Below are 19,542 nucleotides of genomic sequence, written 5' to 3'. Positions count from 1 at the left end.
GCGCCCGGCCGCCGGCTCGGGTCGGAACAGAGCCGTACAGAGCCGACGGAGCCGTACGGAGAGACCCGGCCCTATGCCGACGCGCGGCCCGCCTCCGCCGCCGGGGTCCGATCCGGCAGCACCGCCGACACCCGGAAACCCCCCGCGTCCGTCTCCCCCGACACGAACACCCCGCCCAGCGCGGTCACCCGCTCCCGCATCCCCACCAGCCCGTTGCCCCCGCTCGGCAGCCCCGCGTCCTGCGCGCCGCCGTCCGAAGGCCCGTTCTCCACCTGCATCGCGATCTCCGACTCACGGTGCGCCAGCCGGACCATCACCTTCGCGCCCGCCGCGTGCTTCAGCACATTGGTCAGCGCCTCCTGCACCACGCGGTACGCCGTCTGCTCCACCTCCGGCGCGTACGGGCGCGACTCCCCCTGCACCGACAGTTCCACCACCATCCCGGTCTCCCGGGACTGCCCCACCAGCGCCTCTATGTCCCCCATACCGGGACCGTCCTCGGCTGCCGCCGCGGCGGCAGCGGCAGCCGCGCGCGCCACCGCCGCCAGCGGAACCGCCGGGGAGAACTCCTCCGCCGAACCATTCGCACCAGCCGCACCGTCAGCACCGGCCGGGCGTTGCCCCGCCACCGCCTTGCGCGCCGCCACCTGCTCGCCCGCCCGCAGGACCCCGAGCATCTCGCGCAGCTCCGTGAGCGCCTGCCGCCCCATGTCACCCACCAGCGCGGCGTTCTTCACCGCCTTCTGGGGATCCTTCAGCGCCACCGCCTGCAACGCCGCCGCGTGCACCACCATCAGACTCACCCGGTGCGCCACCACGTCATGCATCTCGCGGGCGATCCGCGTCCGCTCCTCCGTACGCGCCCACTCCGCGCGCTGCTCCGCGCGGTCGGCCAGCAGGGACAGCTCCTGCTCCAGGCTGTCCGCACGCTCGCGCAGGCTCTCCATCAGCCGCCGTCTCGCGCCGACGTACAGCCCGAACAGCACTGGCGGCGCGGTCAGCCCCACCGACATCAGCACCGCGACCACGGGCACATACCAGCGCGCCGAGTCGAAGTTCGTGTCGACGACGTTCTGCCGGGTCCGCACGAAGGCGACGATCAACGTCCCCACCAGCGACATCCCGGCCAGCGCGCCGATGATCCGGCGCGGCGCCTCCGAGGCGGCGAGCGTGTACAGCCCGACCAGCCCCATCAGATAGCCCATCTCCGCGGGCGTGATCGCGATCGAGACGAGGACCACGGCGAACGGCCAGCGCCGCCGCACCAGCAGCACCGCCCCGGCGAGCAGCCCGAAGACCACCCCCACCGGCACCGGCAGCACAGCAGTGTCCGCGAACCGGACCCCCTCCAGCGCGCACTCCAGCGCCGATACGACAGCGAGCCCCGCGTCCAGCACGACACTCCGCCACCGCCCCCACCACCACAAACCGCGGGAAGTCACTCCCGCGGCCTGCTGCTGTGCCCCCGATGTGGTCATGCCTCCCACCCTACGGTCGCCCGCACCCCATTTTCCGGTGACCTCCGACGCACAGAACACCCCGCAACACCCGGCAAACCTGCCCCGGCCCCCGAACTGATGAATCGCCCGCGTATTCGAGATCCGTGTCCGCATAACGCATGAGAATCACCACATGACAGTGATCCACAGCAAATATGCTGACTTCGAAGAACTCCGCGCACAGGCGATCGCCCTGCGCCGACAGGGCCTGAGCCTGCGGCAGATCCGCGACCGGCTGCGGATCCACAACAACGACATCCTCAACCGCCTGGTCAAGGGCGAGCCGCCCCCGGCCTGGACGAAGCGCCCGAACGCCAAGGACGACCTGCGCGAGAAGGCCCGAGAGCTGCGCCTGAAGGGCCTCACGTACGACCAGATACAGCTTGAGCTGGGCTGCTCGAAGAGTTCGATCTCACTGTGGGTACGGGATCTGCCGAAGCCGGAGCCTCGGTACACGAACGAGGAACGTCGCGCTCGCATGAACGCGGGACTGGACCACCTGCGTGCAGCGCAGGACGTGGAACGACGGGAGACGAAGCGGGCGGCACGCGAAGAGGTCGGGCAACTCTCCGATCGGGAGCTTTTCATCGCAGGTGTCACCCTGTATTGGGCCGAAGGCGCCAAGGACAAGCCTTACCGTCGCTGCGAAGTGCTCCAGTTCATCAACAGCGACCCCAACGTGATCAGGCTGTACCTGCGCTGGCTCGATCTCCTGGAGATCCCTCGCGAGCGGCTGCGCTTCCGGGTCAGCATCCACGAATCGGCCGACGTTGCCGAGGCCGAGAAGTTCTGGGCCGATCTGGTCGGCGTCACCCCTTCTGCACTCCAGAAGGCGACACTCAAGAAGCACAACCCGAAGACCACGAGGAAGAACACCGCCGAGGCATACAGAGGCTGCCTCGTCATCTACGTCACCAAGAGCGCCGATCTCTACCGTCGCGTGGAGGGCACCTGGTACGGCATAGTGTTGGGTGCCGATTGGACACCGTAGCCAAATGTCCAATTTGGTCCCCCGTGGTGTAATTGGCAGCACTGTGGCTTTTGGTGCCATCTGTTCGGGTTCGAGTCCTGACGGGGGAGCCGCACCCCTCTTTGTTCATGAGTTCCGGGTCCCGACCCCACCGGTCGGGACCCGTCCTCGTTTCTGTGCTGAAACCCCCCGGTATCCTGCGGTTGTCCACCACTCGAAGCCGAAGGGCATTCCCGTGAGCGCCAACCATCCCCGAGTTCTCGGCTCCGCTCGAACAGGGGAGACCCCGCTGGCAGCCGTCGTCGTTCTCGCAGCGGGTGAAGGGACCCGCATGAAGTCGAGGACTCCCAAGGTCCTGCATGAGGTCTGCGGGCGGTCGCTCGTCGGACATGTCGTGTCCGCGGCCCGTGAGCTGGGGCCCGAGCAGCTTGTTGTTGTCGTCGGGCATGCCCGGGAGCAGGTGGAGGGGCACCTCGCCGCCGCGTACGAGGGTGTCCGTACCGCCTATCAGGCCGAGCAGCACGGCACCGGGCACGCCGTGCGGATCGGGCTTCAGGAGCTCGGGGGGGTGCTCGACGGGACCGTGGTCGTGGTCTGCGGCGACACCCCGCTGCTCACCGGCGCGACCCTCAACGCGCTCGCCGCGGCCCATGCCGCCGACGGCAATGCCGTGACGGTGCTGACCGCCGAGGTGCCGGACGCGGCCGGGTACGGGCGGATCGTCCGGGACGGCGCGAGCGGCGCGGTCACGGCGATCGTGGAGCACAAGGACGCCACCGAGACGCAGCGCGCGATCCGGGAGATCAACTCGGGGGTGTTCGCGTTCGACGGGAAGCTGCTGGCGGACGCGCTGGGGAAGGTCCGTACGGACAACAGCCAGGGCGAGGAGTATCTGACCGATGTGCTGGGGATCCTGCGCGAGGCCGGGCACCGGGTGGGGGCGTCGGTGGCGGCCGACCACCAGGAGATCGTGGGGATCAACAACCGGGTGCAGCTCGCCGAGGCGCGCCGGCTGCTGAACGCGCGGCTGCTGGAGCGGGCGATGCTGGCGGGGGTGACGGTGGTCGACCCGGCGTCGGTGTTCGTGGATGTGACGGTGACGTACGAGCAGGACGCGGTGGTGCATCCCGGTACGCAGCTTCTGGGGTCCACGCATCTCGGCGAGGGTGCCGAGGTGGGGCCGAACTCGCGGCTGCGGGACACGCGGGTGGGCGCGGGTGCGCGGGTGGACAACACGGTCGCGGACGGCGCGGTGGTGGGCGAGGACGCGCTCGTCGGTCCGTACGCGTATCTGCGGCCGGGCACCCGGCTCGGGGTGCGGTCAAAGGCCGGCACCTATGTGGAGATGAAGAACGCGACGATCGGCGAGGGCACGAAGGTGCCGCATCTCTCGTATGTGGGGGACGCGACGATCGGCAACTTCACGAACATCGGTGCCGCGAGTGTCTTTGTGAACTACGACGGGATGCGGAAGCACCACACGACGGTCGGGTCTCACTGCCGGACGGGGGCGGACAATATGTTTGTGGCGCCTGTCACGGTCGAGGACGGTGTGTACACCGCCGCGGGGTCGGTGATCACCAAGGACGTGCCGGCCGGTTCGCTGGCCGTCGCCCGGGGCCAGCAGCGGAATATCGAGGGCTGGGTGGCCCGGAAGTGGCCCGGGAGCGCGGCGGCCAAGGCTGCCGAGGCGGCTCGTTCGGCATCGGGTGACGCGTCGGGTGACGCTGAGAGCGAAAGCTGACCGGAAACAGAGGCGCCGTTCTCGGCGTACCGTGATATCTGCACGATTCGGCTGGCTCGCATGGTTTCGCGCGGGTGCAGCGGCCATCAACACGTCTGAGGAGACAGTGCTGTGACCGGGATCAAGACGACCGGCGAGAAGAAGCTGATGCTCTTTTCCGGCCGCGCCCACCCCGAGCTGGCCGAGGAGGTAGCCCATCAACTGGGGGTGGGGATCGTCCCCACCAAGGCATTCGATTTCGCCAACGGTGAGATCTATGTCCGCTATCAGGAGTCGGCTCGTGGCGCGGACTGCTTTCTGATCCAGAGCCACACGGCTCCGATCAATAAGTGGATCATGGAGCAGCTCATCATGATCGACGCGCTGAAGCGGGCTTCGGCGCGGAGCATCACGGTGATCGTCCCGTTCTACGGGTATGCCCGCCAGGACAAGAAGCACCGGGGCCGGGAGCCGATCTCGGCCAGGCTGGTGGCGGATCTGATGAAGACGGCGGGTGCCGACCGGATTCTGACGGTGGATCTGCACACGGACCAGATCCAGGGTTTCTTCGACGGTCCGGTGGACCACCTGTTCGCGCTGCCGGTGCTGGCGGACTATGTGGCGGGGAAGGTGGACCGGTCGAAGCTGACGGTGGTGTCGCCGGACGCGGGCCGGGTACGGGTCGCGGACCGCTGGTGCGACCGGCTGGGGGCACCACTGGCGATCGTCCACAAGCGGCGTGACAAGGATGTCGCGAACCAGGTGACGGTCCACGAGGTGGTCGGCAATGTGAACGGCCGGGTGTGTGTCCTGGTGGACGACATGATCGACACGGGCGGCACGATCTGCGCGGCGGCGGAGGCGCTGTTCGCCCATGGCGCCGAGGACGTGATCGTGACGGCGACGCACGGTGTGCTGTCGGGTCCGGCCGCCGACCGGCTGAAGAACTCGATGGTGAGCGAGTTCGTGTTCACGAACTCGCTGCCGGATCCGGGCAATCTGGATCTGGACAAGATCACGGTTCTGTCGATCGCGCCGACGATCGCGCGGGCGGTCCGTGAGGTCTTCGAGGACGGTTCGGTGACCAGCCTCTTCGAGGAGCAGGCGTAACACCTCCGGAGCGGCCCGGCCGACGGGACGGGTGACTTCCGGGCCGGCAGCTTCCGGGCCATTGGCTTTCAGGCCGGCGGCTTCCGGGCCGGTAGTTCCGGGGCCGGTGGCTTTCGGGCCGGTAGATCGATTTCTGGGGCGGCCTCCCCGCCGGGTAGACTCACGGAGTTGCTCGGCGAGGGAGGCCGCACTGTTTTCGGTGCGGCGATCCGTTATCGGCGCGCTCTTCGTAGCAGGCCTGTTGTGGCCGGGTGACGGTCGATTTCCGGCCACCTTGTGTTCATCCCCTACGAGGAGTGCAGCCATGGCTGAAGTGAAGATCAGCGCCGAGATCCGTACCGAGTTCGGCAAGGGCGCCGCCCGCCGTACGCGTCGCGCCAACAAGGTCCCCGCGGTCATCTACGGCCACGGCGCGGACACCGTCCATGTGACCCTGCCGGGCCACGACCTGATGATGGCGCTGAAGACGGCGAACGCCCTGATCGGTCTGGACATCGAGGGCCGCAAGGAGCTGGTGATCCCGAAGGCCGTGCAGCGCAACCCGCTCAAGGGCTTCATCGAGCACGTCGACCTGCTCGCGGTGAAGCGCGGCGAGAAGGTCACCGTCGAGGTGGCCGTGCACACCGAGGGTGACCTGGCGCCGGGCGCGAACCTGCTGGAGCACGTCCTCAGCACGCTGCCCGTCGAGGCCGAGGCCACGCACATCCCGGACTCCGTGACGGTCTCCATCGCGGGCCTGGACGCGGGCGCGTCGGTGCTGGCGAAGGACATCCCGCTGCCGTCGGGCACGACGCTGGCCGTCGACGAGGACACGGTGGTGCTCCAGGTGCTGGCCGCGCAGGCGGAGGAGCCGGCGGCCGAGGGTGCCGAGGGTGAGGGCGCCGGCGAGGGCGCGGAGGCCTGATCCGTACGCTGTTCCCCACGGGGTGGCGGGCCACAAGCCCGGCCACCCCGTACTCATACGCCCCCGGATCCGTGTACGTGTACGAGGAGACGCAGCCGCGATGACGACTGGTGCCGATGCGACCGATGCCAATGCCCCGTGGCTGATCGTGGGCCTGGGGAATCCGGGGCCGGGGTACGCGGCCAACCGGCACAATGTCGGGTTCATGGTGGCCGATCTGCTGGCGGACCGGATCGGCGGCTCGTTCCGGCGGGCGCAGAAGGCCCAGGCCACGGTGATCGAGGGCCGGATCGGCCCGCCGGGTCCGGCGGGCCGCCGGGTGGTGCTGGCCAAGCCCTCCTCGTACATGAATCTCTCCGGTGGTCCGGTCAACGCGCTGCGGGACTTCTACAAGGTGCCCACGGAGCGGATCGTCGCGGTCCATGACGAGCTGGACATCGACTACGGCACGCTCCGGCTGAAGCTCGGCGGCGGTGACAACGGCCACAACGGGCTCAAGTCCATGACGAAGGCCATGGGTCCCGGCTATCACCGGGTGCGGTTCGGGATCGGCCGGCCGCCGGGCCGGATGCAGGTGGCGGACTTCGTGCTGAAGGACTTCTCGGCGGCGGAGCGCAAGGAGCTGGACTACTTCGTGGACCGGGCGGCGGACGCGGTGGAGGCGCTGGTACTGGAGGGGCTGGAGCGCGCCCAGAGCACGTACAACTCCTGATCACGGCCTCTCAGGACCGGTCAACGGTCATCCGACTCCCGACGACTCCCGCACGACTCCCGACAAGTCCCGCATTCCCGGACGTTCCCCGGCCGTGAGTTGACCGAGCGCGTGCCCATGGCCAAGGATCCGGCCCTATGCGCCCTAAGAAGCGGAAGCGGAGCAACTCCGACCGCGTGCTGTCGTTCGGCCGCCAGGCGGGGATGGCCTGTGTCGCCCTGCTGCTCCTTGTCGCGGGCGTCTGGTCGTCCTGGGGCTCGGCCCAGCATGTGGTGCTCGCCAAGGGCCGTGAGCACGGCACGCTGACGGTCACGGCCTGCGCGGACGAGAGCTGCACCGGGCGCTATGACCCCGAGGGACCGCAGGGACCGCGGACCGGGATGACGATCGGGCAGTCGGTGGCCGTCAAGAAGGGCGGCGAGTTCCCGGTGGTGGTGAAGCCCGGTACGGACGAGCTGGTGCGCACGGGCACGCCCGGGCTGCTGTACGCGTGGGTCCCGCTGGGCGGGGCGCTGCTGCTGGCCTCGCTGGTGATCGGCGGCGGGATGGGGCTGACCCGGACGGCCTGGGGGTCGGCGCTGGCGGGCGGCGCGCTGCTGGTGGCCGCGTTCTTCGCGGTCTGAGCGGTGCCCCCGTACCCGTATCGCACTCTTCAGTCGTACGAGAACCGCCCCGCTCCGGAAGCCCGGAGCGGGGCGGTCTCGACACGTACAGCCGTACGGTCATACGGCACGACGCGTACGGTACAGGCCCGTCAGCCGGTGTTGCGCAGTCCGGCCGCGACCCCGTTGACCGTCAGCAGCAGCGCCCGCGCGAGCAGCGGGTCCGGGGTCTCCTGCCGCTCCGCCGCCGCGCGCTGGCGGGCCAGCAGCGACACCTGGAGGTAGGAGATCGGGTCGAGATAGGCGTCCCGGATCGCGAAGGTCTGCTGAAGGACCTGGTTCGAGTCGAGGAGCTGCTCGCCCCCGGTGATCCGCAGGACTTCCCGCACGGTCAGCGCGTGCTCGGTCTCGATGTCCGCGAAGACGTGCTTCAGTTCGTCCGGCACCAGCGTGTCGACATAGTGCCGGGCGATCCGCAGATCGGTCTTGGCGAGGGTCATCTCGACATTGGCGAGGAAGTTCCGGAAGAAGTGCCACTGCTCGTACATCTCGTCGAGCACCGTGGCCGGTCCGGCCTCGCGCAGTGCCTTCAGCCCGGAGCCCACGCCGTACCAGCCCGGCACGATCTGCCGTGACTGGGTCCAGCCGAAGACCCAGGGGATGGCCCGCAGCCCGTCCAGGCCGGCGCCCGAGTCGGGCCGCCGGGAGGGGCGGGAGCCGAGGTGGAGGTCGGCGAGCTGGTCGACGGGGGTGGAGGCGAAGAAGTACGCGGGCAGGTCCGGGTCCTCGACCAGTCTGCGGTACGCGGCGTGCGCGGCGTCCGAGACGGTGTCCATCGCCGCGTCCCAGCGGGCCAGTGCCTCGCCGGACTGGCGGGGCGCGGTGTGCAGGGCGGAGGCCTGGAGGGTGGCGGCGACGGTGAGTTCCAGGTTCTCCCTGGCCAGGGAGGGGATCAGATACTTGTCGGAGATGACCTCGCCCTGCTCGGTCACCTTGATCTCGCCCTCCAGCGTGCCCCAGGGCTGGGCGAGGATCGCGTCGTGCGAGGGGCCGCCGCCGCGCCCGACCGTACCGCCGCGGCCGTGGAAGAGCCGCAGCCGTACGCCATGGCGGTGGGCGACGTCGCGCAGTCGGCGCTGGGCCCGGTGGATCTCCCACTGGGAGGTGGTGATGCCACCGAACTTCGACGAGTCCGAGTAGCCGAGCATGACCTCCTGGACATCGCCGCGGAGCGAGACGAGCCTGCGGTAGGAGGGGTCGGCGAGCATCTCGTCGAGGATGACGTCGGCGGCGCGCAGTTCGTCGGTGGTCTCCAGCAGCGGGACGATGCCGATCTTCGCCCAGCCGCCGTGCAGATCGATCAGACCGGCCTCGCGCGCCAGGACGGCCGCCGCGAAGACGTCGTCGGCGCCCTGGCACATGGAGATGATGTACGACTCGATGACCTCGGGGCCGAAGCGCTCGAAGGCTTCCTTGACGGTGTGGAAGACACCGAGGGTCTTCTGTCCGGCGGCGTCGAGCGGTGCCGGGGTGGGCGCGAGGGGCCGGCGCGAGCGGAGTTCCTTGGCGAGGAGCTTGCGCCGGTAGTCGCGCGGCATGTCGGTGTAGCGCCAGGACTCCTCGCCGAGGCGGTCGAAGAGCTGTCCGAGGGCGTGGTGGTGGGCGTCGGCGTGTTCCCGTACGTCCATGGTGGCGAGCTGGAGTCCGAAGGCGGCGAGCGTACGGATCGTACGGTCGAGGCGGCCGTCGGCGAAGAGCCCTCCGCGGTGCTCGCGCAGGGAGGTCTGGATGAGGGTGAGGTCGTCGAGCAGCTCGGCGGTGCCGAGGTAGTCGCGGCCGGCCTGGTGCGGGGTGCCCTTGGCGAGGCGCTCGCGGGTGTTGACGAGCTTCTGGCGGATGCAGGTCGCCTTGAGGCGGTACGGCTCCTCGGCGTTGAGCCGCTTGTAGCGGGGGCTGATCTCCGGGAGCCGCTCCAGGTCGGTGCGGAGCGAGCCGAGCAGTTCCTCGGTGGCGCCGGTGTACCGGATGGAGTTGGAGAGCTGGCCGCGGAGCTGGTCGACGAGTTCGAGGGCGTCGCCGATGCCGTGCTCGTGCTGGAGGATCAGCACCTCACGGGTGACCTCGGGGGTGACGTTGGGGTTGCCGTCGCGGTCGCCGCCGATCCAGGTGCCGAAGGTGAGCGGCCGGGTGCCGGGCGGCAGTTCGACACCGACGCGGTCCAGTTCGCCGACGAGGTCCTCCAGTACGTCGCCGACGGCGCCGGCGTGGAGTTCGTCCAGGTAGTAGATGGCGTTACGGGCCTCGTCGACGGGCTCGGGCCGTACGACACGGAGTTCGTCGGTCTGCCAGATCAGGTCGATGGCCTCGGCGAGCCGCAGGTCGTGGCGGCGCCGGTCCGAGGCGATGACGGGTGCTTCGAGGAGTTCGGCGACACGGCGGAGCTTGTTGAGGACGGAGCGGCGGGCCGCCTCGGTGGGGTGGGCGGTGAAGACGGGCCGTACGTTCAGGTTCCTGACGGTCTCGCGGAGGTGCTCGGGATCGGCGTCCTTGAGCCGGTCGGCGGTACGGGCCAGGAGTCCGCCCTCGGCGGCACGCCGCTCGCGCATCTCCCGGCCGCGGTGGACCTGTTCGGTGACATTGGCGAGGTGGAAGTAGGTGGAGAAGGCGCGCACCAGCCTGGCCGCGGTCTCCAGGTCGGTGTCGCCGAGGAGTTCGGCGGCGGCTTCGCCGTTCTCGCGCGTCAACGCGCGTACACGCTCTACGAGCTCCAGGAGCTCGGGGCCTTCCTGCCGTACGAGGGTCTCGCCCAGCAGGTCACCCAGACGGCGGATGTCCGAGCGGAGTTCCGCGCTGGCGGATGGGGTCTGGTCGGCACTGCTCACAGGTGCGGCTCCTTGCAGTGTTTGAGCACGTCTGGAGGGTTCTGGAGACTCAGACCGCCCGGCGATGACCGTCCGGCGATCGGCGGTGTCGGTCTGGCGGACCGCGCTGTCCGACGTCCACCAGGATAGGTGCCCTTCGCCTGGTGTTATCCACAGCCCTCTTGTCGCGGCGTTCGGCGCTGCCATACTTACGATGCCGTAGGTTACGCACCCGTATCGAGGTTTCCGCTCCAGTTTCTCCCAGTAACTGCCAGTTCCTCACCCCAGGCCCATTCCTCACCCCAGGGGACCCCAATGACCACACCCCCCGATGTGATCGAAGATTCCTCCCTTCCTCCCCAGTCCGCCGACGGCGCCCCGCTGCCCTCCGCCACGCTCGGCGGGGACAGCAAGGGATCCATCGAGCAGGTCGCTCTCCTGCTCTTCATCGTCATTCCCTTCCTCGCCCTGCTGGCGGCGGTGCCGCTGGCCTGGATGTGGGGAGGGGTGAGCTGGCTCGATCTGACGCTGATGGTGGTCATGTACTACATCGGCTGCCATGGCGTCACGATCGGCTTCCACCGCTATTTCACACATGGTTCGTTCAAGGCCCGGCGCCCGCTGCGGATCGCGCTGGCCGTGGCCGGTTCGCTGGCCGTGGAGGGCCCGCTGGTGCGCTGGGTGGCGGACCACCGCAAGCACCACAAGTTCTCGGACGCGGAGGGCGATCCGCACTCGCCCTGGCGGTTCGGCGAGACGCTGCCGGCCCTGCTGAAGGGGCTGTGGTGGGCGCACATCGGCTGGCTGTTCGACGAGGAGCAGACGCCGCAGCACAAGTACGCGCCGGATCTGATCAAGGACCCGGCGATCCGTACGATCTCGCGGCAGTTCGTGCTGTGGACGGTCGTCTCGCTGGCGTTTCCGCCGCTGGTCGGCGGGCTGGTGACGATGTCCTGGTGGGGCGCCTTCACCGCGTTCTTCTGGGGTTCGCTGGTCCGGGTGGCGCTGCTGCACCATGTGACGTGGTCGATCAACTCGATCTGCCACGCGGTCGGCAAGCGGCCCTTCAAGTCCCGTGACCGCTCGGGCAATGTGTGGTGGCTGGCGGTCCTCTCCTGCGGCGAGTCGTGGCACAACCTGCACCACGCGGACCCGACGAGCGCGCGGCACGGAGTGCTCAGGGGACAGGTCGATTCGAGTGCCAGGATCATCCGCTGGTTCGAGCTGCTGGGCTGGGCCTCCGACGTGCGCTGGCCCTCCGCGTCCCGTGTGGACTCCCGACGCAAGAGCGCAGTCGCCAAGGCATGATGGGCAGCGTGGCGACCGACGGCAGTACCAGCGGCAAGGGCAGCACCGAGCAGGGCCGGACGACCGGCGCCCGGCGCGCCCGCAGGGTCCGGATGACCGGTGCGGAACGCCGCGAGCAACTGCTGGACATCGGCCGTACGGTCTTCGCGGAGAAGGGTTTCGAGGCGACGTCGGTGGAGGAGATCGCGGCGAAGGCCGGGGTCTCCAAGCCCGTCGTGTACGAGCACTTCGGCGGCAAGGAGGGGCTGTACGCGGTGGTCGTGGACCGCGAGATGCGCCAGTTGCTGGACATGGTGACGGGCGCGCTGACCGCCGGGCATCCGCGTGAGCTGCTGGAGCAGGCCGCGTTCGCGCTGCTCGACTACATCGAGACGTATACGGACGGCTTCCGCATCCTGGTGCGCGACTCCCCGGTCGCGCAGTCCACGGGCACGTTCGCGTCGCTGATCAGCGATATCGCCACGCAGGTCGAGGACATCCTCGGCATGGAGTTCAAGGCCCGCGGCTTCGACCCCAAGCTCGCCCCGCTGTACGCGCAGGCCCTGGTGGGCATGGTGGCCCTGACCGGCCAGTGGTGGGTGGACGCGCGCCGCCCGAAGAAGTCGGAGGTCGCGGCGCACTTGGTGAACCTGGCGTGGCACGGCTTGGAGAACCTGGAACCGAGGCCGCGGCTGATAGGCCACCGGAAGGCGTGAGGGGGCGGGTCAGCGCTTGTGGGCGCGGTCACTCATTGTGATGAGGTCGGCGGATTCCGCCGTGCGGCGAGGCCGAGGGGCCGAGCATGTGGCCCATGGAAGAACCTTTGCACGAAGCATGGCCCGAGGCACCGTCCCCGGTCCTGACTCAGCCCGTGGGCTTGTGGGCCACGGCGAAGATGCGGCGGAACGGGAAGACCGTGCCGTGGAGGGTCGGAGGGTAGGCCTGGCGGAGTAGCGCTCGGTATTCGGTGGTGAACTCCTCTGTCGCCCGGTCGTCGTCGGCTAGCGCGGTGAGAACCGGGCGGAGTGCCGTGCCCTTGACCCAGTCGAAGACCGGGTCCTCGCCGGTGAGCTGCTGGATGTATGTCGTTTCCCAGACGTCCGCCGCGCAGCCGAGGGCGGTCAGGCGCGCGAGGTAGTCGGCGGGGTCCAGCACGGTGTTGGCGGGGCGGTCGGGGCCGCCGCCCAGGCGGTCGCGCCAGCGCGGGGACGCGCAGAGGTCCGCGAGCAGGGCGTGGCTCGGCGAGGTGAAGTTGCCGGGGACCTGGAAGGCGAAGGTGCCACCGGGCGCGAGTCCGTCGATCCAGGCCGCGAAGGAGTCGGCGTGGCCGGGCACCCACTGGAGGGCGGCGTTGGAGACGATCAGTCCGTACGGTTCGCCGGGTGCCCAGCGCGTGAGGTCGGCGGCCCGGAAGTCCATCGCCCCGCCGCCCGCGGTGGGCCCCGCGTACTCCTCGCGGGCCCGGTCGAGCATCTCGGGCGAGTTGTCGAAGCCGGTGATACGGGCGGCCGGCCAGCGTTCGGCGATCAGCGCGGTGACATTGCCGGGGCCGCAGCCGAGGTCTGCGATGGCGAGCGGCCCGGTTCCCGGCCCGTCGTCGCCGCCCGGCAGGTCGGGGACACGGGCCAGCAGGTCCAGGAACGGGCGGCCGCGGAGGCCGGAGTGGCGGAGGTACTGGGCCGGGTCCCAGATCGGTGCGGACGGTGCGGAGTGCATGGTCGGGCCCCTGTCACGGTCGCGGAACGGCCCGCCGGAGCCGGCTCGCGGGCTGCCCTCGGCGGTCGTACCCCAGCCTGCACCGGCACATCTCTTGACGTCAAGAGACTTCACATCGAGGGACCCTCTACACTGATCGTCATGGAGGACGAGGTCGACCGACTGGTAGCGGCATGGCGCCGGGAGCGCCCCGACCTCGACGTGGAACCGCTCGAGGTCCTCAGCCGTGTCAGCAGGCTGGCCCGCCATCTCGACCGGGCGCGCCGGATCGCGTTCTCCGAGCACCAGTTGGAGCCGTGGGAGTTCGACGTACTGACCTCGCTGCGGCGCGCGGGGGCACCGTACCAGCTCTCCCCCGGGCAGCTTCTGACCCAGACGCTGGTCACCTCGGGCACGATGACGAACCGGATCGACCGGCTGGCGAAGAAGGGCCTGGTCGAGCGGCTGCCGGACCCCAGCGACCGGCGTGGGGTGCTCGTACGCCTCACTGCGGAGGGCCGCGACCGCGCGGACCAGGCACTCGCCGGCCTGCTGGCCCAGGAACGCGCGATCCTGGGCGAGCTGTCCCGTACACAGCGGCACGAACTGGCGGGCCTGCTACGGCAGTTGACGGCACCCTTCGACAACGTACCGACCTAGGGCCTGGGCGCCGGACGGGACGCCGCTATACGTCTCAGCCCGTCCGGCTACTCCCGGTCAGCCCGTCGAGGTGGCGGGCTGGGCCGCCAGGCTCACCGGGCCCACTCCGGCCCGGCGTGCCAGCGCCACCGCGGCCAGGGTCGAGTGCACGCCCAGCTTCCCCAGCACGTTCTGCATATGCGTGCGGACCGTGTGCGGGGAGAGGAAGAGCCGCTCGGCGACGGCCTTGCGCCCCAGGCCCGCGACCATGCACCGCAGCACCTCCCGCTCGCGCGGCGTCAGCGACTCGACCAGCCGCTCGCTCTCCGTACGGTGCTTGCGCGCGGCCGTCAGCTCCCGCAGCACGCCCGTGAGCAGGGCGGGCGGCAGATGCGTCTCGTCGCGCAGCACGCCCCGCATCACGGCGAGCAGCCGCTGGAGCGAGCAGTCCTTCGCGACCCAGCCTGACGCGCCCGCCTGGAGCGCGAGCGCCGCGCGGCGCGGATCGTCCCGCTCGGCGAGCACGACCGTACGGACGGACGGCTGACCGGAACGGACCCCGGCGACCAGCGAGATGCCGTCGACCGGCACCGCCTCGCCGCCGTCCGGCACCGCGCGCGGGACCGGCACCTGAACCGGTCCGCCCGCCGTGCCGCCGCTCGCCGTGGCGCCGGCCGACGCCATGCTTCCGGCCGCTCCCGCGACCGTGCCGAGGTCGGCGTCGACGAGCATCACATCGAATCTGCGCCCCTCGGCCGCCGCCCGGTCGAGACAGCGCAGCGCGGCGGGCCCACTGCCCGCCGCCGCGACGTCCACATCGGGCTCGGCCGCGAGAGCGGCGGCGAGCGACTCGGCGAAGATGCGGTGGTCGTCCACCACCAGAACCCGGATACGTACCAATGGACACCCCCTGAAGGCGGGGAGCGGACAGCGCGGGCACGGCGCCCGGTGTGCGGAGGTACGTCAGTGGCACGGCCGCCGCCGTGTGATGACCACTACCCCGCCCCGGGCGTCGTACCCGACTTGACTCCACCCCTGATCAGCACCGGCCCCCACCGGTGCTGTGCATCAGCGTACGGGCGTGGGCCCGGAGCGGAAGGAATTTCGCAGAACTTGAGGCGAATCGGCGTGACGGGGCACACACGGGGGCACCCCCGGTGCCCGGCGGCGAGCGTCGGACCGAACGCCGGACCGAGTGCCGGGCCGAGTGCCGGGCCGAGTGCCGGACCGAGCATCGGAGCACGCGGTGGCCCCGGCCCGGCCGAAGAGCCTGAAGAGCCTCAGGCCAGCCGTCGCGCGCCCGTGGACGGGGTGGCCGGGAAGATCCGGGGCGGGGTGAAGGACGCCGATTCGAAGGCTTCCGTGATCGACTTCGCGATCTGGTCCGCCGCCGGCTCCTCCGTCAGGACGATCGCCGAGCCGCCGAAGCCGCCGCCCGTCATACGGGCGCCCAGGGCGCCGGCGGCGAGGGCGGTGGTGACCGTCAGGTCGAGTTCGGGGCAGGAGACCCGCAGGTCGTCGCGGAGCGAGGCGTGGCCCTCGGTCAGCACCGGGCCGGCCGCGCGGAGGTCACCGGCGTCCAGCAGCGCGATGGTCCGCTCGACCCGGTGGTCGTCGCTCACGACATGGCGGACACAGCGGCGTACCTCCTCGCTCTCCCCGGCCCCTGCCAGCCGGTCCAGCGCCGCGGGCAGTCGCGCGTACGGGATGTCGCGCAGGGCGCGCACTCCGAGCGCCCGCGCGCCCGCCTCGCACGCGGCGCGCCGGGCCGCGTACGCGCCGTCCCCGAGCGCGTGCTTGACCCGGGTGTCGACGACCAGCAGCCGGAGCCCCTGGGCCGCCAGGTCGAACGGCACCTGGCGCTGGGAGAGATCGCGGGTGTCCAGGTGGAGCGCGTGTCCCTCGGTGCAGCACGCCGACGCCATCTGGTCCATGATTCCGCAGGGCACCCCGACGAACTCGTTCTCGGCGCGCTGTGCGAGCACCGCCAGTTCGGGTCCCGTCAGACCGAGCCCGTACAGATCGTTCAGGGCCAGCGCCGTCACGACCTCCAGCGCCGCCGAGGACGACAGCCCCGCGCCGGTCGGCACGGTCGAGGCGAGATGGACATCGGCGCCGGTCACCGGGTGTCCGGCCGCGCGTAGCGCCCAGACGACACCGGCCGGGTACGCGGCCCAGCCGGTGTCGGAGCGGGGTTCGAGAGCGGCGATGTCGAGCTGGACCACGCCCTCGGCGACATCGGCCGAGTGCAGCCGCAGGATCCGGTCCGTACGGCGGGAGACCGCGGCGACCGCGCGGTGCGGCAGCGCCAGGGGCATGACGAAACCGTCGTTGAAGTCGGTGTACTCCCCGATCAGGTTCACCCGGCCCGGGGCCGCCCACACGCCCTCGGGCCCGGCCCCGTACAGCCGCCGGAATTCGTCGACGACGCCGACGACACCGTCGGCGCCCACGGCGCCACCGCTCTGCTTCACTCGGTCTCCCTCACTCGTGGCGCGCTCTCACGCCCGGTCGTCGCTCACTCCGCGGAGCCCCCGTCGGTGTCCCCGCGCCGCGCGAACGCCCACGCGTCCGCGACGATGCCCGCCAGATCGGCGCGGCTCGGGGTCCAGCCCAGACGCTCGTGCGCCGCCTCGGCGGACGCGACCAGGACGGCCGGGTCGCCGCCGCGGCGCGCGGCCATGACCTCGGGGACCGGGTGCCCGGTGACCTTCCGTACGGTCTCGATGACCTCGCGGACCGAGAACCCGTTGCCGTTGCCGAGATTGCAGATGAGGTGTTCGCCCTCGACGGCCGCGTCCAGTGCGCGCAGATGCGCCTCGGCGAGGTCCGCGACATGGATGTAGTCGCGTACGCAGGTGCCGTCCGGCGTCGGATAGTCGTCGCCGTACACGGAGATCGACTCGCGCCGACCGAGCGCCACCTGGAGGACCAGCGGGATCAGATGCGACTCGGGGTCGTGCCGCTCGCCGCAACTGCCGTACGCGCCCGCGACGTTGAAGTAGCGCAGCGATACCGCCGCGAGACCGTGCGCCGTGCACTCCCCGCCGATCATGTGGTCGACGGCAAGCTTGGTCGCGCCGTACGGGCTGGTCGGGGCCGTCGGGTCGGACTCGGTGATCGGTGTGGAGACCGGCTCGCCGTAGGTCGCGGCGGTGGAGGAGAAGACCAGCTTGCGCACCCCGGCGGAGCGCATCGCGGCGAGCAGCGCCATGGAGCCGCCGACATTGTTGTCCCAGTACTTCTCGGGCTTTGCGACGGACTCGCCGACCTGCGAGGACGCGGCGAAGTGCAGCACCGCGTCGTACGAGGAGTCCAGCCACTTGGCGGCGTCCTGGATCCGGCCCTCGATGAATGCGGCGCCGGCCGGGACGCCCTCCCGGAACCCGGTGGAGAGATCGTCCAGCACGGTCACCTCGTGCCCGGCCTCCAGCAGATGTGCGGCAACCACGCTGCCCACATATCCCGCACCGCCTGTGACCAGGTACTTCTTGTTCACTCGCTCGCTACCTCTCGCAGTCGCTCGGCCGCGGCCTCCGGCGGCACGTCGTTGATGAACACACTCATGCCGGATTCGGAACCCGCGAGGAACTTCAGCTTGCCGGAAGTGCGGCGAACAGTGAAAAGCTCAAGGTGAAGTGCGAAGTCGTGGCGCCCGGCGGCCCGGAACGGAGCCTGGTGCCAGGCGGCGATGTACGGCGTCGGCGGTTCGCCCTCGCCGAAGATCCGGTCGAAGCGCTTCAGGAGTTCCAGATAGACCCGTGGGAACTCCGCGCGGGCCGCGTCGTCCAGCTCCCGCAGGTCGGGGACCCGGCGCGTGGGGTAGAGGTGCACTTCGTACGGCCAGTGCGCGGCGTACGGGACGAACGCGAGCCAGTGCTCGCCGGTCAGCACCACCCGGCCGCCCCCGGTCCGCTCGCGTTCGACGAGGTCGTCGAAGAGATTGCGGCCGGTACGGGCCCGGTGCTCCTCCGCCGAGCGGAGCATCAGGGTGGAGCGCGGGGTGACGAAGGGGTACGCGTAGATCTGCCCGTGCGGATGGCCGAGCGTCACGCCGATCTCGACGCCCCGGTTCTCGAACGCGAAGACCTGCTCGACCTGCGGCAGACCGGCCAGTTCCGCCGTGCGGTCGGTCCAGGCGTCCAGCACCAGAGCGGCGCGCTCCTCGCCGAGGTCCGCGAAGGAGGCGTTGTGGTCGGAGGTGAAGCAGACGACCTCGCAGCGGCCCGAGTCCCCCGCGAGGGAGGGGAAACGGTTCTCGAACACGGCGACGTCATAGGCCGAATCGGGGATCTCGCTGAGCCGGCCGTCCCGGGAGGGGCAGAGCGGGCACTCGTCGGCCGGCGGGTGGTACGTACGGGCCTGGCGGTGCGAGGCGATCGCGACCGAGTCGCCGAGCAGCGGGTCGTGGCGGATCTCCGAGGAGGTCGCGACGGGCCCGAGGGGCCTGAGGTCGACGGCGTCGTGCACGGCGTCGTCGCGGGAGTCGTAGTAGATCAGCTCACGGCCGTCGGCGAGCCTGGTCACCGTCTTCTTCATCGCTCGCCCTCCACCACACCCCGCCCAACAGAACCCAACACAACAAATCACAAACCAACAGTCGCGTCAACGTGCCGCCGGTCGGCGGCAAAAGTGCAGGTTAACGCAGGCAGGGTGAGCGGGTCATACGGATGTTGACGGCAACAAGCCACACGGAGATACGCCACAAAAGACAACAGACAGGCCGCAGACAGGTCACAGACTGACGGCAGGTCTGCCGGCAGACCTGGCTACAGGCCTGCCGGCAGACTGGACCGCGGGTGCCCCAAAGACGCGCGTCAAGTCGCGCCTCAAGAAGTGATCAGTGCCCGTCCGGGCCCTGCGGGTCGACGGGGACGGCCCGGTCCAGCAGCCCCGTACGGGCCGCCAGTGCCGCAGCCTCCAGCCGGGAGCCGACCCCCAGCTTCATCAGGACCCGCTGCACATGCGTCCTGGCCGTACTCGGCGCGATCCCCATCCCCGCCGCGATCAGCCGGGTGTCCTCGCCCTCCGCGACCCGCACCAGCACCTCGATCTCGCGCGGGGTCAGCATCCGCAGCAGCCGCTGCGCCTCGTCGTCCGGCTGGGCCGCCGGGTTAAGCAGCTCGGTGAAGGCGCCCTGGAGGAGCTGCGGCGCCACCGCCGTCTCGCCGGCCCGCGCCTTGATCATGGCCCGCTCCACGCCCTCTATGCGCTCGTCGTGGCGCACATAGCCGGAAGCGCCGGCCGCGAAGGCCGCGGCGATCCCGCGCGGGCTCGGCACCGGTCCGAGCACCACCACGGCCACCTGCGGCCGGTCCCGCTTGATCCGTACGATCGGGTCGAACGCGCCCGGTTCGGCCGGCGCCGCGGTGCCCAGCAGGCACACCTCCGGCGCCCTGCTCACCACCAGTTCGGCCACGCCCGCCGTGGGCGCCGCCGCCGCCAGCACCCGGTGCCCGCGCAGCTTCAGTGCCGAGGCGAGCGCCTCCGCGAGCAGTCGGTGGTCATCGACCACCATGAGCCGAACGCCCATAAACGAA

17 protein-coding genes and 1 tRNA gene are annotated in these 19,542 nt (G+C 70.4%); 10 read left to right on the top strand and 8 right to left on the bottom strand.

Going from position 1 to position 19,542, the window contains the following annotated elements:
- Nucleotides 1-71: 71 nt before the first annotated feature.
- Nucleotides 72-1,478, bottom strand: a complete 1,407-nt coding sequence (locus KQY30_RS21825) for a sensor histidine kinase (RefSeq protein ID WP_217308291.1) — start codon at nt 1,476-1,478, stop codon at nt 72-74.
- A gap of 154 nt (nt 1,479-1,632) precedes the next feature.
- Here KQY30_RS21825 and KQY30_RS21820 point away from each other — a divergent pair, with 154 nt between their 5' ends.
- The 7 genes from KQY30_RS21820 to KQY30_RS21790 all read left to right on the top strand — a co-directional run bounded on the left by KQY30_RS21820 (nt 1,633) and on the right by KQY30_RS21790 (nt 7,541).
- Nucleotides 1,633-2,490 (top strand): hypothetical protein, encoded by an 858-nt coding sequence (locus KQY30_RS21820; RefSeq protein ID WP_217308290.1) that lies wholly within the window; start codon nt 1,633-1,635, stop codon nt 2,488-2,490.
- Nucleotides 2,491-2,507: 17 nt separating this feature from the next.
- A tRNA-Gln gene (locus KQY30_RS21815) sits at nt 2,508-2,579 on the top strand.
- 179 nt (nt 2,580-2,758) lie between these two features.
- Entirely contained in the window at nt 2,759-4,213 is a 1,455-nt protein-coding gene (gene glmU / locus KQY30_RS21810; RefSeq protein WP_367997482.1) for a bifunctional UDP-N-acetylglucosamine diphosphorylase/glucosamine-1-phosphate N-acetyltransferase GlmU, read from the top strand.
- A 111-nt stretch (nt 4,214-4,324) separates the two neighbouring features.
- A complete protein-coding gene (locus KQY30_RS21805) occupies nt 4,325-5,302 on the top strand; it encodes a ribose-phosphate diphosphokinase (protein ID WP_217308288.1) in 978 nt (325 codons plus the stop codon).
- A 304-nt stretch (nt 5,303-5,606) separates the two neighbouring features.
- The gene (locus KQY30_RS21800; RefSeq protein WP_217308287.1) at nt 5,607-6,206 is read left to right on the top strand and encodes a 50S ribosomal protein L25/general stress protein Ctc; all 600 of its coding nucleotides are present in this window, start codon (nt 5,607-5,609) and stop codon (nt 6,204-6,206) included.
- 100 nt (nt 6,207-6,306) lie between these two features.
- Nucleotides 6,307-6,918, top strand: a complete 612-nt coding sequence (gene pth / locus KQY30_RS21795; protein WP_217308286.1) for an aminoacyl-tRNA hydrolase — start codon at nt 6,307-6,309, stop codon at nt 6,916-6,918.
- A gap of 137 nt (nt 6,919-7,055) precedes the next feature.
- Nucleotides 7,056-7,541 (top strand): hypothetical protein, encoded by a 486-nt coding sequence (locus KQY30_RS21790; RefSeq protein ID WP_217308285.1) that lies wholly within the window; start codon nt 7,056-7,058, stop codon nt 7,539-7,541.
- Between the two features lie 131 nt (nt 7,542-7,672).
- Here KQY30_RS21790 and ppc read toward each other — a convergent pair whose 3' ends face one another.
- Complete coding sequence (gene ppc, locus KQY30_RS21785) at nt 7,673-10,402, bottom strand: phosphoenolpyruvate carboxylase (RefSeq protein ID WP_217308284.1); 2,730 nt, start codon at nt 10,400-10,402, stop codon at nt 7,673-7,675.
- Between the two features lie 294 nt (nt 10,403-10,696).
- Here ppc and KQY30_RS21780 point away from each other — a divergent pair, with 294 nt between their 5' ends.
- Together KQY30_RS21780 and KQY30_RS21775 are read left to right on the top strand one after the other, a co-directional pair.
- Nucleotides 10,697-11,689: a fatty acid desaturase gene (locus KQY30_RS21780; protein WP_217308283.1), complete on the top strand. Its 993-nt coding sequence runs from the start codon at nt 10,697-10,699 to the stop codon at nt 11,687-11,689.
- Nucleotides 11,690-11,697: 8 nt separating this feature from the next.
- Nucleotides 11,698-12,384, top strand: a complete 687-nt coding sequence (locus KQY30_RS21775; protein ID WP_217308282.1) for a TetR/AcrR family transcriptional regulator — start codon at nt 11,698-11,700, stop codon at nt 12,382-12,384.
- 148 nt (nt 12,385-12,532) lie between these two features.
- Here KQY30_RS21775 and KQY30_RS21770 read toward each other — a convergent pair whose 3' ends face one another.
- Nucleotides 12,533-13,384 (bottom strand): trans-aconitate 2-methyltransferase, encoded by an 852-nt coding sequence (locus KQY30_RS21770; RefSeq protein ID WP_217308281.1) that lies wholly within the window; start codon nt 13,382-13,384, stop codon nt 12,533-12,535.
- Nucleotides 13,385-13,525: 141 nt separating this feature from the next.
- Here KQY30_RS21770 and KQY30_RS21765 point away from each other — a divergent pair, with 141 nt between their 5' ends.
- On the top strand, nt 13,526-14,023 hold the full coding sequence (locus tag KQY30_RS21765) for a MarR family winged helix-turn-helix transcriptional regulator (protein ID WP_217308280.1): 498 nt from the start codon (nt 13,526-13,528) through the stop codon (nt 14,021-14,023).
- A gap of 57 nt (nt 14,024-14,080) precedes the next feature.
- Here KQY30_RS21765 and KQY30_RS21760 read toward each other — a convergent pair whose 3' ends face one another.
- The 5 genes from KQY30_RS21760 to KQY30_RS21740 form a co-directional block, all read right to left on the bottom strand.
- A complete protein-coding gene (locus tag KQY30_RS21760; RefSeq protein WP_217308279.1) occupies nt 14,081-14,902 on the bottom strand; it encodes a response regulator transcription factor in 822 nt (273 codons plus the stop codon).
- Between the two features lie 380 nt (nt 14,903-15,282).
- Nucleotides 15,283-16,455 carry a galactokinase gene (galK, locus tag KQY30_RS21755; protein ID WP_217311230.1) on the bottom strand — a complete coding sequence of 391 codons (1,173 nt, stop codon included), beginning with the start codon at nt 16,453-16,455 and terminating at the stop codon, nt 15,283-15,285.
- Nucleotides 16,456-16,520: 65 nt separating this feature from the next.
- A complete protein-coding gene (gene galE, locus KQY30_RS21750; RefSeq protein ID WP_217308278.1) occupies nt 16,521-17,501 on the bottom strand; it encodes a UDP-glucose 4-epimerase GalE in 981 nt (326 codons plus the stop codon).
- The gene (gene galT / locus KQY30_RS21745; RefSeq protein WP_217308277.1) at nt 17,498-18,541 is read right to left on the bottom strand and encodes a galactose-1-phosphate uridylyltransferase; all 1,044 of its coding nucleotides are present in this window, start codon (nt 18,539-18,541) and stop codon (nt 17,498-17,500) included. Before galT ends, galE begins: the two co-directional genes overlap by 4 nt.
- Nucleotides 18,542-18,842: 301 nt before the next feature.
- Nucleotides 18,843-19,535 (bottom strand): LuxR C-terminal-related transcriptional regulator, encoded by a 693-nt coding sequence (locus KQY30_RS21740; protein ID WP_217308276.1) that lies wholly within the window; start codon nt 19,533-19,535, stop codon nt 18,843-18,845.
- Between the last annotated feature and the right edge of the window lie 7 nt (nt 19,536-19,542).

Origin of the sequence: Streptomyces sp. GMY02, assembly GCF_019056675.1 — a bacterium.
In the GTDB taxonomy this organism is placed as follows: domain Bacteria; phylum Actinomycetota; class Actinomycetes; order Streptomycetales; family Streptomycetaceae; genus Streptomyces; species Streptomyces odonnellii.
The sequence above is the reverse complement of the archived record's forward strand: the minus strand, read 5'-3'. Positions and strand labels throughout refer to the sequence as shown.